Origin of the sequence: Listeria immobilis (assembly GCF_014322765.1) — a bacterium.
Lineage (GTDB): Bacteria > Bacillota > Bacilli > Lactobacillales > Listeriaceae > Listeria > Listeria immobilis.
This window is the reverse complement of sequence record NZ_JAASTZ010000009.1, coordinates 121,150-136,199: the sequence shown is the minus strand read 5'-3', so window position 1 is coordinate 136,199 and position 15,050 is coordinate 121,150. Positions and strand designations below refer to the sequence as shown.

Sequence of the window (15,050 nt, the reverse complement as noted above, 5' to 3'; positions counted from 1 at the left end):
GATCTAATAATGACTTTATTAGAAAAAACAAGAAAAATTAATGCAATGCTGCAAAACGCTGCAGGAAAAACTGTAAACTTTAAAGAAATGGCAGATACACTAACAGACGTAATTGAAGCAAATACTTATATTGTAAGTCGTAAAGGTAAGTTATTAGGCTATTCTGAAGCACTTCCCATCGAAAATGACCGTATGAAACAAATGCTTACAGAACGCCAATTCCCAGAAGAATATACGCAAAGTCTTTTTAATGTTGGTGAAACTTCATCAAATCTAGAAGTTTCAAGTCAATATACAGCATTTCCAATCGAAAATAGTGATTTGTTTACAAAAGGCCTAACAACTATCGTACCTATCGTTGGTGGTGGTGAACGTCTTGGAACATTAATTTTATCCCGTTTAGAAAGCAATTTCACTGATGATGATTTACTTTTAGCTGAATATGGTGGAACTGTTGTTGGTATGGAAATCTTACATGAAAAAGCAGAAGAAATTGAAGAAGAAGCTCGTAGCCGTGCTGTTGTACAAATGGCAATTAGTTCTCTTTCTTACAGTGAATTAGAAGCGATTGAACATATTTTTGATGAATTAAATGGCAAAGAAGGCCTTCTAGTTGCTTCTAAGATTGCAGATCGTGTAGGAATCACCCGTTCTGTAATCGTTAATGCACTTCGTAAATTAGAAAGTGCTGGTGTTATCGATTCTCGCTCTCTAGGAATGAAAGGAACATTTATCCGTGTATTAAATGATAAATTCCTTGTAGAACTTGAAAAATTGAAAAACAACTAAAAATCTTTAAAATGCTTTCTCTGTAAATATTCAGGGGAAGCTTTTTTTTATCGGCTTTGGTAAAATAAGGAAGAGGAAGTTGTGACGGGAGGAAATACAAATGGAAATTGCTGAAACAACAATTGAAGTACGTTATGCCGAAACAGACCAAATGGGAGTAGTTTATCATAATAATTACCTAGTTTGGATGGAAATCGGTCGAACAAGATTAATCGAACAATTAGGTTTCCGTTATTTTGATATGGAAGAAGCAGGTTATTTATCACCAGTATTAGACGTGCATCTACATTACGGAAAACCGTTACGTTATGGCCAAAAGGCAGTTGTAAAAACATGGATAAAAGGGTATGATGGACTTCGTGTTACTTATGGCTATGAAATTTGCTATGAAGATACGAAAGAAATTGCCATTACAGGAGAAACAGAGCATGTATGTGTAACAAAAGAGGATTTTCGCCCTGTATCCTTAAGAAGAACATTTCCGAACTGGCATAAAGCCTATCTAAAAGCGTTAGAATAAATAAGACTGGTAGTGATAAAAATGGCTTTTGGCGTAAAGCGTGATGAAATGGAATTATGGAAAGAAAAAGCAAGCCGTGGTGAGATAGCGATTATTACACATTATTGGCTAGATGACCGTTTTCCCGACTCTAAAACAGTAACAAAAGTTGCTTGTTCTGATTTGAAAAAATTACAACTATGGGGAAAACAATATGGGCTTGCACCAGACTGGATTGATAATCGTCGAAAAAATATTCCGCATTATGATTTGTTTGGTGAAATGCAATTAGTTGTGCTGAAAAGAGAGCATGAATGGGAACAAATTGAGCGGTTTCATTTGGAGGAGAAAGAAAATGATTAAACTAGAAAACGAGTTCATAATTGTAGAAATGAAAGAAGCAGGAGCTGAATTAACACGAATTTTCCATAAGGATACGGGTTTAGAGTATTTATGGAATGCAGATAGTGAATTTTGGGGACGTCATTCGCCTGTATTATTTCCAACAGTGGGAAGGCTTATAGAAGATACTTATTTTGCAGAAGGGAAACCATATCATTTAGGTCAACATGGTTTCGCTCGTGATCGTAATTTTCAAGTGGTTGAGCAAACAGACAACATGATTCGTTTTGATTTAGACGCAGATAAAGACTCGTTAAAAATTTATCCATACAAATTCAAATTATCTATTAGTTACAAAATAGAAAAAAGTACAGTTTCTGTTTTTTATGAAGTAGAGAATACTGATACAAAGCGGATTTATTTCTCTATCGGAGCACATCCGGCTTTTAATTTACCGCTTGTTGAAGGAACGGCATTTGAAGATTATTATTTGGATTTTGGAACAGAAGAAAAATTAGAAACCCTTTGTTTAGAGGGGCCTTATCGTAGCGGCGAAATTCAAGATATTACCGGAAAACCAACGCAAATTTTGCCACTAAGTTATGACTTGTTTAAAAATGATGCACTTATATTTGAAGGTTTACACAAAAAAGAAATTACCATTAAATCTAATAAAACGCCTCATTTTGTTCAAGTTGCTTTTCAGGAATTCCCTTTTGTTGGCATTTGGACTGCCAAAGAAGGTACGCCATTCCTTTGTATTGAGCCATGGTTTGGTATTGCTGATGGTGTTGGAAATTCAGTAGAACTCCGTGATAAAGCTGGGATTGAACATTTAGAACCAGAAGCAGTTTTTTCTTCTGAATATCAAATAACGATTGGATAAATGAAAAACCCAGAAGCTAGACAATGCTTCTGGGTTTTGTACTACATCCATTTAATTTTCGGTTCTTCCCCGCTACGAATCCGGCGAATATTTGCTCGGTGACGCCAAATAACAAAGCTTGCAATACAAGCAACAAGGATAATTAAAATCCAATCTCCTAAAAATAAAGAAATAATTAGAGCTGCAAGTGCGCCTATCATTGAGCTAAGTGATACATACTTACTTAATTTTAATGTAATCAAGAAGACAGCTAATGCAGCTACAAATAATAATGGGGCATAAGCGAGAATAACTCCTGCCGATGTAGCAACTGCTTTTCCTCCTCGAAATCCAGCAAAAAGTGGAAAGCTGTGACCAATGATGGCAAATGCGCCAGTGAGTAACCAGAAGTGGTGATCTACATTTAATTGGAAGAAGAAAGGAAGCAAAGTAGCGACAGTTCCTTTTAAAATATCCATTAAAGTGACAATACTACCAGCTTTCATGCCTAAAACACGAAATGCATTTGTAGCCCCTAAGTTACCACTACCAAAATCTCGAATATCTTTTTTGTAAAATATTTTTCCAATCCATAAACCAGATGGTATCGATCCGATAACATAGGCTAATAATGAAAGCAAAATCAAGTTAATAGTCATTTTTAAACCCCTCAAGTAGAAATGATGTTTTCCATAAAGAATTATAGCATAAAAAAGAGATATTTGGCTAAATTGTATGTAGAAATCACAAGGAAAAGTTGAAAAAAACCTAAAAATAGCTTATGATTAAAAAGAATAGTGAGGGGGCGATTAGACTAATGCAAAATCCAACAAAAGAAGAGATCAATCAGATTTTAAAGCAAGCAAAAGTAATCGCAGTCGTTGGCCTGAGTGATAAGCCAGAACGTACAAGTTATCAAGTAACGCAATTAATGCAGCGTGCGGGCTACAAAATCATACCAGTAAACCCTAATGCAGAAGAGATACTTGGCGAGAAAGCTGTAAAACAATTGAGCGATATTGAAGAACATGTTGATATTGTTAATGTATTTCGCCGTTCAGAGTTTTTACCTGAAATTGCTAAAGCGTTTGATAAGGTAGACGCGGATGTGTTTTGGGCACAACTTGGCATTTTTAATCAAGAAGCATTTGATTTTTTGACAGAAAAAGGATATCCTACTGTCATGGATTATTGCATTAAGGTTGCTTATCAAGAAATGGAATAAATAACAGACCATTTTGGGAGGAAGCAGGTTCTTATAGCAGAGCCTGTTTTTTTATGAAAAAGAAATTGTCACTAAACTATCACTTTATTAATTAGCTAGTTAATGCTATTCTGATAAAGTGGTTTTCAGAAGATAACAACAAATGAACAACAAACGCTAGAGATTGATGGAATGAAGGGAGTTTTGAAATATGAATCGGAATGAGTATAATGATGATTCTATTCAGGTGCTTGAAGGGCTAGACGCTGTTCGAAAACGCCCAGCGATGTATATTGGTTCAACAGATGTACGCGGGTTGCACCATTTAGTATATGAGATTGTGGATAATTCGGTCGATGAGGCTCTTGCAGGTTTTGGTAAGAAAATAGTTGTCACACTACATGATGATAATAGTGTCAGTGTGAGTGATGAAGGTCGTGGAATGCCAGTTGGGATGCACAAAACTGGTAAATCTACTGTAGAAGTTATATTAACAGTACTTCATGCTGGTGGTAAATTTGGGCAAGAAGGCGGTTATAAGACTAGTGGTGGTCTCCATGGTGTTGGTTCCTCCGTTGTAAATGCGCTTTCTGAATGGTTAGTAGTAACAATAAATCGAGAAGGAGCAACGTACGAACAAAGATTTAAAGATGGTGGGAAACCTGACGGAAAGCTTAAAAAAATCGGTAAATCTAAAGCAACAGGGACAACCATTCGCTTTAAACCGGATCCAGCAATTTTCCCAACAACTTCTTTTAATTATGAAACACTTTCCGAACGATTAAGAGAGTCTGCATTTCTTCTAAAAGGCATGCTCATTCAATTAATTGATGAACGTGTTGGCATGGCAGAGTCTTTCCATTTTGAGGAAGGTGTGAAAAACTTTGTAGAATATATTAATGAAGGCAAAGATGTACTTCATCCAGTAGCAAGTTTTGAAGGGGAAAACGCGACTATCGAAGTCGAAATGGCATTCCAATTTAATGACGGCTACTCAGAAAATATATTAAGTTTTGTAAATAATGTACGAACTCGTGGAGCAGGTTCTCATGAATCAGGTATGAAAGCTGCTATGACGCGTATTTTTAATGACTATGCTCGCCGTGTTAATTTACTTAAAGAAAAAGATAAAAATTTGGAAGGTAGCGATATTCGCGAAGGTTTATCAGCTGTACTTTCTATTCGCGTGCCGGAAAAAATTCTTCAATTTGAAGGCCAAACAAAAGAAAAACTAGGGACGCAGGAAGCTCGTCAGGCAGTGGATGCTGTAGTAGCGGAACATTTAGCTTACTTCCTTGCAGAAAACCCTGAGACAAGCTCTCTTCTTGTTAAAAAGGCAGTAAAAGCTCGTGAAGCAAGAGAAGCTGCCAGAAAAGCCCGTGAAGAAACTCGAAACGGGAAAAAGAAGAAACGCTCAGAAACACTTCTTTCCGGAAAATTAACTCCTGCTCAATCGCGAAACCCAAATAAGAATGAGCTTTATCTTGTGGAAGGAGACTCGGCGGGAGGTTCTGCCAAACAAGGTCGTGACCGTCGTTTTCAAGCAATTTTGCCACTTCGAGGAAAAGTAATCAATACAGAAAAAGCAAAACTACAAGATATTTTAAAAAATGAAGAAATTAGTACGATTATCCATACGGTTGGTGCAGGTGTGGGTACAGAGTTTGATGTAGAAGATTGTAATTACGACAAAATAGTAATTATGACCGATGCCGACACAGATGGTGCTCATATTCAAGTACTATTACTAACTTTCTTTTATCGTTATATGAGACCACTTGTTGAAGCTGGTAAAGTATTTATTGCGTTACCACCACTTTATAAAGTAAGTCGCGGCTCAGGGAAAAAAGAAGTAATTGAATATGCTTGGACAGATGAGGAGTTAGATGCAGCAATTCAAAAAATTGGTAAAGGTTATATGATTCAACGTTATAAAGGTCTTGGTGAAATGAATGCAGACCAACTTTGGGAAACAACAATGAATCCAGATACGCGTACTTTAATTCGAGTCCGCGTGGATGATTCCGCACGTGCAGAACGACGCGTTGCAACATTGATGGGAGACAAGGTAGAACCTAGACGTCAGTGGATTGAAAAGCATGTTGAGTTTTCTATGGAAGATAACCAAAATATTTTAGAAAATGAGAACATGATGGTTGAGGAGGCGAAAGACATTTGAGTAATCCAGAACAACATATCCAAGACTTAGCACTTGAAGAAGTTATGGGCGACCGTTTTGGTAGATATAGTAAATATATTATTCAAGAACGTGCTCTTCCAGACGTGCGTGATGGGCTAAAGCCGGTACAACGTCGGATTTTATTTGCAATGAATGTGGAAGGAAATACAGCGGAGAAAGGTTTCCGTAAATCAGCTAAAACAGTCGGAAATGTTATTGGTAATTACCATCCGCATGGTGATTCTTCTGTTTATGAAGCAATGGTACGGATGAGCCAAGACTGGAAAGTTCGAAATATGCTAATTGAAATGCACGGAAATAATGGTAGTGTTGATGGTGATCCACCTGCAGCAATGCGTTATACCGAAGCACGTCTTTCGCCAATATCCGCAGAATTATTGCGTGATATTGAAAAAGAAACTGTCGATTTCATTCCCAATTTTGATGATACTTCTAGTGAGCCAACTGTTTTACCAGCACGTTTTCCGAATCTTTTGGTGAATGGATCTACTGGTATCTCGGCCGGATATGCAACTGATATTCCGCCTCACAATTTAACCGAAATTATTGAAGCAGTTATTAAACGCCTGGATAAGCCCCTTTCAACAACAGAAGATATTATGAAAATTGTCAAAGGTCCTGATTTTCCAACTGGTGGAATTATCCAAGGTATTGATGGAATTCGTAAAGCTTATGAAACAGGAAAAGGCCGTGTAGTTGTTCGTTCTAAAACCGAAATTGAAGAAATTCGTGGTGGCAGAAAACAAATTACCATCCATGAAATTCCCTATGAAGTCAATAAAGCTAATTTAGTCAAACGAATGGACGAACTTCGTATTGAAAAGAAAATTGAAGGGATTTCAGAAGTTCGTGATGAAACAGACCGTACTGGACTTCGCATTGCTGTAGAATTAAAGAAAGATGCAAATGCGGAAGGTGTACTTAATTACTTATTTAAAAATACAGATTTACAAGTAAGTTATAATTTCAACATGGTAGCAATTAATCATAAACGTCCAGAGCTAATGGGGATAATCCCAATGCTTGATGCTTATATTGAGCACCAAAAAGAAATTATTACGAAACGTTCAGAATATGACATTAGAAAAGCACGTGCCCGTCAACATATTTTAGAAGGATTAATTAAAGCTTTATCTATTTTAGATGAAGTGATTAAGTTAATTCGTGGATCTAAAGACAAGCGCGATGCAAAACTAAACTTGCAAACAACGTATGATTTTAGTGAAAAACAAGCTGAAGCGATTGTATCTTTGCAACTTTATCGTTTAACAAATACAGATATTCATGAACTTCAAAGTGAAGCAAAAGAATTGGCAGAACAAATTAGCGTTCTGGAAAAAATATTAGGTGATGAATCGGAGCTAGTTGCTGTTTTAAAATCAGAACTAGCAGACATTAAGAAAAAATATAAAACACCTCGACGTACAGAAGTTCAAGCAGAAATCACCGAAATTAAAATTGATACAGAAGTACTTGTCGCTAATGAAGATGTGATAGTATCTGTAACAAAAGAAGGTTACGTTAAACGTACAAGTCAGCGTTCCTATGCGGCATCTAACGGTGCAGAGCTAGCGATGAAAGAAGCGGATCATGCCATCTTTATTAAGAAAATGAATTCACTGGAGACACTCCTTTTATTTACTAGCAAAGGGAACTTCATTTATCGACCAGTACATGAACTACCAGATATTCGCTGGAAAAACTTGGGGGATCATGTTAGTCATCTTGCAAGTGACTTATCTGCGGGAGAAGAAATTCGCTCCGTTATTAACATCCAAACGTTTACAGAAGAAAAACGCCTTTTATTTATTACAAAAAATGGAATGACCAAACAATCCTTAATAACCAACTATAAACCGCAACGTTATTCAAAATCAATGATGGCAATTAAATTGAAAGATAACGATGAACTTTTGAGTGTACATTTAATAGATGGAACAGAAGATGTTTTTCTTGCTACTAAATGTGGTTATGGTCTTCGTTATCCTATTGTGGAAATACCGGAGTCAGGTGCTAAGACAGCTGGAGTTAAAGCAATTAACTTAAAACAAGAAGACAGTGTGGTTGATGGTGTTGTTCTTGCACAAAATAATGATAAACATATCTTACTCGCGACACAAAGAGGTTCTTTAAAACAAATGAAAGCTAGTGAATTTGAACCTATATCTAGAGCGAAACGTGGCTTACTAATGTTACGAGAATTAAAAAATAATCCACACCGCTTTATTGGTATCACACTTGCTGACAATAAAGATCATTTGTTTATAGAAACCAATACCGACCAAATAGTTGAAATTGATGTTGCTAATCTTCGTGTAACTGATCGTTATTCTAATGGTTCCTTTGTATTAGATGAAACCATGGAAGGCGAGCCAACAGCAATTTGGCTAGAAATACCTGAAATAAAAGATACGACAGATTCTAAAGATGAGTAAAAAAAGAATCTTTGCTTAGAAAATAGGCAAAGATTCTTTTTTTTGATATAATTGCAGGAAATAAAAGGAGGGTACATAAGTGGCAGAAAAAATGAATGTAGAAAGTTTTAATTTAGATCATACGAAAGTTAAAGCACCTTTTGTTAGGTTGGCCGGAACAAAAGTAGGCGAGCGTGGTGATGAAATTTATAAATATGATGTGCGTTTTAAACAGCCCAATAAAGAACATATGGAGATGCCAGCACTTCATTCGCTTGAACATTTAATGGCTGAACTTGCTAGAAATCATACTGATCAATTAGTGGATATTAGCCCAATGGGATGCCAAACTGGTTTTTACGTATCTTTCATTAACCATACTGATTATGATGATGCGCTAGAAATCTTAGCTACTACTTTAGAGGATGTACTAATTGCAACGGAAGTACCAGCATGTAATGAAGTGCAATGCGGTTGGGCAGCGAGCCATAGTTTAGAAGGCGCTCAAGCTTTAGCAAAAGACTTTTTAGCCAAAAGAAATGAATGGAAAAATGTGTTTGGTGAATAATTAATTTAAATAACGATCCGCCCGTTCATTGGGCAGATCGTTATTTTTTCATCGCATTAGTAAGCAAGTTAACATATGCTTTAGCACCAGATTCAGTAAGATGAACACCATCAGGAGCAAAATACTGTGGATTATCAACAGCTAATGAATACCAATCAACTACAGTTACATTAGAAAGTTCAGCTGCATTAGCGATACTGTTATTTACTTCGGATTCCCATCCACGTGGTACTTTTGTATTGACCAGATAAATGGAAGCATTTTTAAATTGATCTAATAAAGTATTTAATTGAGATTCTGTAAAAGGTCCATTTGTTCCAAGTTCCAGAATAACTGCACTATCAGCACTATTATATTTTTTATAGCCAGTTGCGGTAGTTATAGCATCTCGCAATTGCCGCCCGATAAGCCCATTAATTGTAATATTAGGAACTGCATCTTTTAAATAAGGCTCAATATCTAGCATTAGAGAATCGCCAATAGCTAATGTTTGTGTATAAGTAATCGTTCCAGAAGACGTTTTGCTTTTTTTATCTGAATTATTCACTTTTGGTGGATTGGATGATTTGTCTTTGCTATCAGCTTGTTCTTTATCGGCAGTAGCTTTGTTAGCTGGTGTTTTTTCTTTTTTTGGTGAAGCTGTTTCTGTCGATGTAGCTTGTTTTTCTGCATTTGTACTAACAGGTAGAACATTGGTCATTCCAAGAGAAAATAGTGTTAAAACGGTCACTAGCCCAGCGATACCTAGCCATTTTCCAACTGGTTTATTTTTCCAAACAAAATAGTTTTTGCTTTTGAAACTTTTGAAATAGTTAATAAAACCGTTTTTACGAATGGGTGTTTCAATAAATCGGAAAGATAACTCAGCAATAATAAAAGTAGCTGCAACTTGTAAAATTGCTCGCCAAATATTAGTTTGGCCAACCTCGAAAACTGGTGTGGTTAATGTGATAATCGGGTAGTGCCATAAATAAATACCATAAGAACGCGTTCCAATCCATCTAAGTGGTTTAAAACTAAAAATTCTACTTAAATAAGATGCCGGATGAGAGATGGTTGCAATCATTGTCACACCGATGATTGCTACAAATAACAAACCACCACGATATAAAAATGGCTGGTACTCACTAACTAAAGCTGTAAATGCAAAGAAGAGCATAATACTAAGGGTCCCAGCTATGTTTAAAGCAGCCTTACTTCTTTTTGGAACAACCGGACTTAGTCGATTAAAAGGCCAAACGAAGGCAAGGGCGCAACCTGCAAGTAAATCGAATGCCCGTGTATCTGTACCGTAATAAACACGACTAGGGTCGCTACCTGGGTCATAGAGAACAGTCATCCAAATAGCAGAAAGTAATGCAAGCCCAATAACGATTTTTAAAAGTAATTTTGGATTTTTAACCCAGCGCAAAAATCCAAGTAAAAATACCGGCCAAACGAGATAAAATTGTTCTTCTATCGCAAGTGACCATAAGTTTTTTAGAGGTGAAGGAAGCCCAAAAGAATCAAAATAGGAAACATCGTGGAAGATAAACCACCAATTACTTACATAAAAGAAAGAAGCAATGGCATCACCACGCAGATTTTTTAAAATTTCAGGATGAAATAAAACGGAATAAATAACAACAACGACAATCATTATATATACTGCTGGAATAAGTCGTCTAAAACGTCTAAGCCAAAAGGTTTTTAATTGAAGGGTTTGTGTTTTTTCCCATTGTGTTAATAAAATATTGGTAATTAAATAACCAGATAATACAAAAAATATGTCAACTCCAATAAATCCGCCTTTTGCCCAGCTAAAATTCAAGTGATAGGCTATAACAGCAAGTACAGCGAGTGCTCGAAGTCCGTCAATACTCGGAACATATTTTCTACTGTAGCGAGTAGTTCTTTTCAAAATAACATCTCCTAAATGTGATAAGTGAATGTATATGCGACTTAAGACAGAGAAAAAAGCTTTCTGTTTTTAGCTCAATACTATAATAACACAGATAAATCAAGAAGTAAGTTAAAAAGACGATTTTATAGATTGAATTTAATAATTTGAGTATATTGGCTTATTTTTGTTATAGTAAAAATAAGTAAATAGTTTGGAGGGAGTACAGTGACGGAGATTTTTGCCCATCGTGGTAGTAGTGGAACTCATCCAGAAAATTCTTTACCAGCAATAAAAGCAGCCATAAATTCAAAAGCAGATGGCATAGAATTAGACATCCATTTAATTAAAACAGGAGAATTAATTGTTATGCATGACGAAAAAGTAGATCGGACGACCAATGGTTCTGGTTATCTAAAGGATTTTACACTTGCTAAACTAAAAAAATTGGAAATTGGCAACCGGTTCTTTCGGAAAGTTCGTGTACCAACCTTAGAAGAAGTTTTTAAATTAATCGGAGACGCTGAGATAATTTTGAATATTGAGTTAAAAACGGATGTCTTTGAGTATGCAGGAATAGAACAAAAAGTGATTGATTTAGCTAATAAATATCCTCACATCAATGTCATGTACTCTTCCTTTAACCCAGCTACATTAGTCCGTTTGAGAAAAATCGATAGTACATCTCGATTAGCACTTATTACACATGAAAATTTGGATGCTGTGCTAGATTTACATAAAAAAATTCAGCTAGATGCCGTACACCCACCAATCAAAGCGAAAGATAATCCAGTTTTAAAAGAAATACCTGCGAGATACTGGACAGTGAATAAAGAGGAAGATATAGCCTATTTCTATGCTATTCATGCTAAAGGAATGATGACAGATTTCCCAGAAGTAGCCGTATCAATAAGAAAAAAGGAACATATACAATGAGCAAAACGCTTTCATTCTAAACTATTAAAAGCTATAATAACAGCAAGTTAATAAATATTATTGTCTGAGATATGGAGAGACTGCAAAAGACGAGCGCAATCGTCTTTGTTTGCAGTCTCTTTTTTTGTTTTTTCAGCTTAATCAAGTTTCAGTTACTTTGAAAAGTGGAAAAGTGAAGAGAACGCCGTAATGCAGATAATAAACAATTTGAAGGGGGCAATTCATAATGGTACAATTATTTTCAGCATTTGATAGAGAAACAATAGAACGAAATCTGCAAGAAGAAAAATTTGATTTAGTGATTGTTGGGGGAGGAATTACTGGTGCGGGTATCGCGTTAGACGCAACCGCTAGAGGTATGAGCGTAGCACTTGTTGAAATGGGGGACTTTGCTAGCGGAACATCCAGCCGTTCTACCAAATTAGTCCATGGGGGTTTACGTTACTTACAACAATTTGAAGTAAAAGAAGTGGCTGATTTAGGGAAAGAACGAGCAATTGTCTATGAAAATGGGCCACATGTGACAACTCCTGAATGGATGATGCTACCGTTCCATAAGGGTGGAAATATGGGGAAAACAACCGCATCATTTGGTATTCGTTTATATGACTACTTAGCGGGTGTAAAGAAAAATGAACGTCGTAAAATATTAAATGCAAAAGAAACATTAGCGAAAAATCCATTTGTAAAAAAAGATGGCTTAAAAGGATCAGGTTATTATGTCGAATACCGTACGGATGATGCACGTCTAACTATTGAAGTCATGAAAAAAGCCGTTGAATTAGGAGCTAATGCAATTAACTATACAAAAGCGGAGAACTTTTTATATGATGAAAAAAAACAAGTGGTTGGTATAACTGTAACAGATCGATTGACAGGAAAAGCATATGATATAAAAGGATGTCGAGTGATAAACGCGGCAGGCCCATGGGTGGATAAAGTACGAAAATTAGATTACGCTACTAACAATAAACATCTACGTTTAACCAAAGGGATTCACTTAGTCATTGATAAACAAAAATTCCCAATGGAACAAGCTGTTTATTTTGATACGCCAGACGGTCGAATGGTGTTTGCAATCCCACGTGATAAGAAGGTGTATGTAGGAACGACAGATACGGTTTATGATGAAGCAATTATTAATCCAAAAGCATTAGAGTCAGATCATAATTATGTGATTAAAGCAATTAATTACATGTTCCCAGAAGTGCATATTACGGAAAAAGATATTGAATCAAGCTGGGCAGGCGTTCGACCATTAATTTATGAAGAAGGCAAAGATCCATCTGAAATTTCTCGTAAAGATGAAGTATGGTTTTCTGAAAGCGGCTTAATTACGATGGCTGGTGGGAAATTAACTGGTTACCGCAAAATGGCTGAAAAATTACTAGATGATGTCTCTAAAACCTTAGCAAAAGAAACTGGAAAAAAATATAAATCAGTACAAACAAAACATTTACCAATTTCAGGTGGAAATATCGGTGGTTCAGAACATTTAGAGGAATTCCTTGCTAAAAAAGCAAAAGAAGGAAATAATCGTTTTGGCTGGACACTTGAAGAAGGACGAGAAATTGCGAAACGTTTTGGTAGCAATATCGATCAATTATTTACCTATGCACAAGAACATAAAGACACAAATGAAACTACTCTACCAAATAGTTTATACGCCGAATTACGTTATTCTATTCAACATGAAGCAGTAACTACACCTGTAGACTTTCTGTTAAGACGGACTGGGTACTTACTTTTCGATATGCCATATTTACTTGAGTGGAAAGAGGCAGTTGTGGATGAAATGGCCAAACAGTTTCACTGGAACGAAGAAATAAAACAAACTTATATGGAAGAATTAAATCAACAAATAAAAGATGCTAGAGAACCAGCAGATTGGCATGATAGATAAATAAACATAAATAAGAAAAACGCATTTCTATCCAGATGTGCGTTTTTTTTTTAATGAAAATACATTTTCGCTATTCTCAAGATAACTTTTTCATGGTACATTGATTACAGACGAAAAAGGAGGTTTTTTTTTTGGGTAGTATTCCTGTCATCGTCATTGTTGGTCCAACCGCTGTCGGAAAAACAAGTCTGAGTATCGAACTAGCAAAAAAATTTAATGGGGAGATTATTAGTGGGGATTCTATGCAGGTTTATCGTGGCCTGAATATTGGTACGGCGAAAATCACATCAGAAGAAATGGAAGGGATTAAACACTATTTAATAGATGTGACGGAACCGGTTGAACCATTTACTGCTGCGAAATTCCAATTAGAAACAAGACGCCTTATAGAGTTGATACATAAACGAGGAAAAACACCAATTATTGTCGGTGGAACGGGTCTTTACATACAATCCGTTTTTTATGACTATGATTTTGGTAATTCCAGTGGAGACAAAGCTTATCGGTTGGAATTAGAACTTTTAGACAATGATGCTTTATGGCAAAAGTTAAATCAGCTTGATCCGAAAAGTGCTACACTAATTCATGCAAATAATAAACGGCGTGTCATTAGAGCGCTAGAGGTGATGCATTCAACTGGAAAACCATTTTCAGAGTATCAAATCCATCACGAACAAAATAAATTATATAAGCCCCTTTTTTTAGGATTAGATTTAACAAGAGAAATACTTTATCAACGAATCAATGACCGTGTAGATGAGATGTTTAAGCAAGGGTTAGAAGCAGAAGCAAGAGCTTTATATATGCAAAAGCTAGTGGATGTTCCAGCCATTAAAGGCATTGGTTACAAAGAATTATTTGCGTATTTTGAAGGTAATATTTCTTTAGAAGAAGCAAAGTCGTTAATTCAGAAAAATTCGCGTCATTTTGCTAAACGACAATTAACCTGGTTTAGAAATCGTATGGATGTTAATTGGATTGAAGCAAATACAAAGACAACATTTACCGAAGCAATAAAACAAGTAAATGAATTTTTGGAAGCGAAATAAGCTTTTCTGTTTGGTAATAAGAAATAAAGGGTATTTGAAATTAGCCAACCAAAACAAAAGTTGGGTTTTTGGGAAAAATTTGTAGAAGATATAGAGATTGGAGAGGGAAATTATGAAACAAGGTGGACAAGGCTTACAGGACTATTACTTAAATCAATTACGTAAGGAAAAAATTCTTGCAACGGTATTTTTAACAAATGGTTTTCAATTAAGAGGACGCGTTGTAAGTTTTGACAATTTTACGGTATTACTTGATGTAGAAGGAAAACAACAACTTGTGTTTAAACATGCAATTTCAACTTTCTCCCCGCAAAAGAATGTAGCTTTAAATCCTGATGCGGAATAAGTAATTCATTTAAAAGGCAGGAAACTCGTGTTTGCGATGTTTCATGTCTTTTTTTT

The 15,050-nt window shown here is 35.8% G+C and carries 14 protein-coding genes; 12 read left to right on the top strand and 2 right to left on the bottom strand.

All coding sequences use genetic code 11. The features are described from left to right. The first annotated feature begins 9 nt into the window (after positions 1-9). The 4 genes from codY (at position 10) to HCJ50_RS08815 (ending at position 2,516) form a co-directional block, all read left to right on the top strand. Positions 10-789 (top strand): GTP-sensing pleiotropic transcriptional regulator CodY, encoded by a 780-nt coding sequence (codY, locus tag HCJ50_RS08830; protein ID WP_003747412.1) that lies wholly within the window; start codon positions 10-12, stop codon positions 787-789. 100 nt (positions 790-889) lie between these two features. After that, complete coding sequence (locus tag HCJ50_RS08825; RefSeq protein WP_185348568.1) at positions 890-1,309, top strand: acyl-CoA thioesterase; 420 nt, start codon at positions 890-892, stop codon at positions 1,307-1,309. Between the two features lie 21 nt (positions 1,310-1,330). Then, positions 1,331-1,651, top strand: a complete 321-nt coding sequence (locus HCJ50_RS08820; protein ID WP_185348566.1) for a hypothetical protein — start codon at positions 1,331-1,333, stop codon at positions 1,649-1,651. Then, a complete protein-coding gene (locus tag HCJ50_RS08815; protein ID WP_185348564.1) occupies positions 1,644-2,516 on the top strand; it encodes an aldose 1-epimerase family protein in 873 nt (290 codons plus the stop codon). The genes HCJ50_RS08820 and HCJ50_RS08815 overlap by 8 nt, the downstream gene beginning before the upstream one ends. A gap of 41 nt (positions 2,517-2,557) precedes the next feature. Here the strand turns inward: HCJ50_RS08815 and plsY are convergent, their stop codons facing one another. Next, positions 2,558-3,154, bottom strand: a complete 597-nt coding sequence (gene plsY, locus HCJ50_RS08810) for a glycerol-3-phosphate 1-O-acyltransferase PlsY (RefSeq protein WP_185348562.1) — start codon at positions 3,152-3,154, stop codon at positions 2,558-2,560. Between the two features lie 158 nt (positions 3,155-3,312). Between plsY and HCJ50_RS08805 the strand changes: the two genes are divergently transcribed. The 4 genes from HCJ50_RS08805 (at position 3,313) to HCJ50_RS08790 (ending at position 8,881) form a co-directional block, all read left to right on the top strand. After that, the gene (locus HCJ50_RS08805; protein WP_185348560.1) at positions 3,313-3,720 is read left to right on the top strand and encodes a CoA-binding protein; all 408 of its coding nucleotides are present in this window, start codon (positions 3,313-3,315) and stop codon (positions 3,718-3,720) included. 190 nt (positions 3,721-3,910) lie between these two features. Next, the gene (gene parE / locus HCJ50_RS08800) at positions 3,911-5,878 is read left to right on the top strand and encodes a DNA topoisomerase IV subunit B (protein WP_185348558.1); all 1,968 of its coding nucleotides are present in this window, start codon (positions 3,911-3,913) and stop codon (positions 5,876-5,878) included. Then, positions 5,875-8,334, top strand: a complete 2,460-nt coding sequence (gene parC / locus HCJ50_RS08795) for a DNA topoisomerase IV subunit A (protein ID WP_185348556.1) — start codon at positions 5,875-5,877, stop codon at positions 8,332-8,334. The genes parE and parC overlap by 4 nt, the downstream gene beginning before the upstream one ends. A gap of 79 nt (positions 8,335-8,413) precedes the next feature. After that, a complete protein-coding gene (locus HCJ50_RS08790) occupies positions 8,414-8,881 on the top strand; it encodes an S-ribosylhomocysteine lyase (protein WP_185348554.1) in 468 nt (155 codons plus the stop codon). Between the two features lie 40 nt (positions 8,882-8,921). Here the strand turns inward: HCJ50_RS08790 and HCJ50_RS08785 are convergent, their stop codons facing one another. Next, complete coding sequence (locus HCJ50_RS08785) at positions 8,922-10,781, bottom strand: acyltransferase family protein (protein WP_185348552.1); 1,860 nt, start codon at positions 10,779-10,781, stop codon at positions 8,922-8,924. A 207-nt stretch (positions 10,782-10,988) separates the two neighbouring features. On the opposite strand from HCJ50_RS08785, the gene HCJ50_RS08780 reads away from it, so the two are divergent. From HCJ50_RS08780 to hfq, 4 genes are all read left to right on the top strand, one after another. Then, complete coding sequence (locus tag HCJ50_RS08780; protein ID WP_185348550.1) at positions 10,989-11,696, top strand: glycerophosphodiester phosphodiesterase; 708 nt, start codon at positions 10,989-10,991, stop codon at positions 11,694-11,696. Between the two features lie 226 nt (positions 11,697-11,922). Continuing rightward, positions 11,923-13,599, top strand: a complete 1,677-nt coding sequence (locus HCJ50_RS08775) for a glycerol-3-phosphate dehydrogenase/oxidase (RefSeq protein ID WP_185348548.1) — start codon at positions 11,923-11,925, stop codon at positions 13,597-13,599. Between the two features lie 131 nt (positions 13,600-13,730). After that, the gene (miaA, locus tag HCJ50_RS08770; RefSeq protein WP_185348546.1) at positions 13,731-14,648 is read left to right on the top strand and encodes a tRNA (adenosine(37)-N6)-dimethylallyltransferase MiaA; all 918 of its coding nucleotides are present in this window, start codon (positions 13,731-13,733) and stop codon (positions 14,646-14,648) included. Between the two features lie 112 nt (positions 14,649-14,760). Continuing rightward, positions 14,761-14,994 carry an RNA chaperone Hfq gene (gene hfq, locus HCJ50_RS08765; protein ID WP_003719566.1) on the top strand — a complete coding sequence of 78 codons (234 nt, stop codon included), beginning with the start codon at positions 14,761-14,763 and terminating at the stop codon, positions 14,992-14,994. Positions 14,995-15,050: the final 56 nt, after the last annotated feature.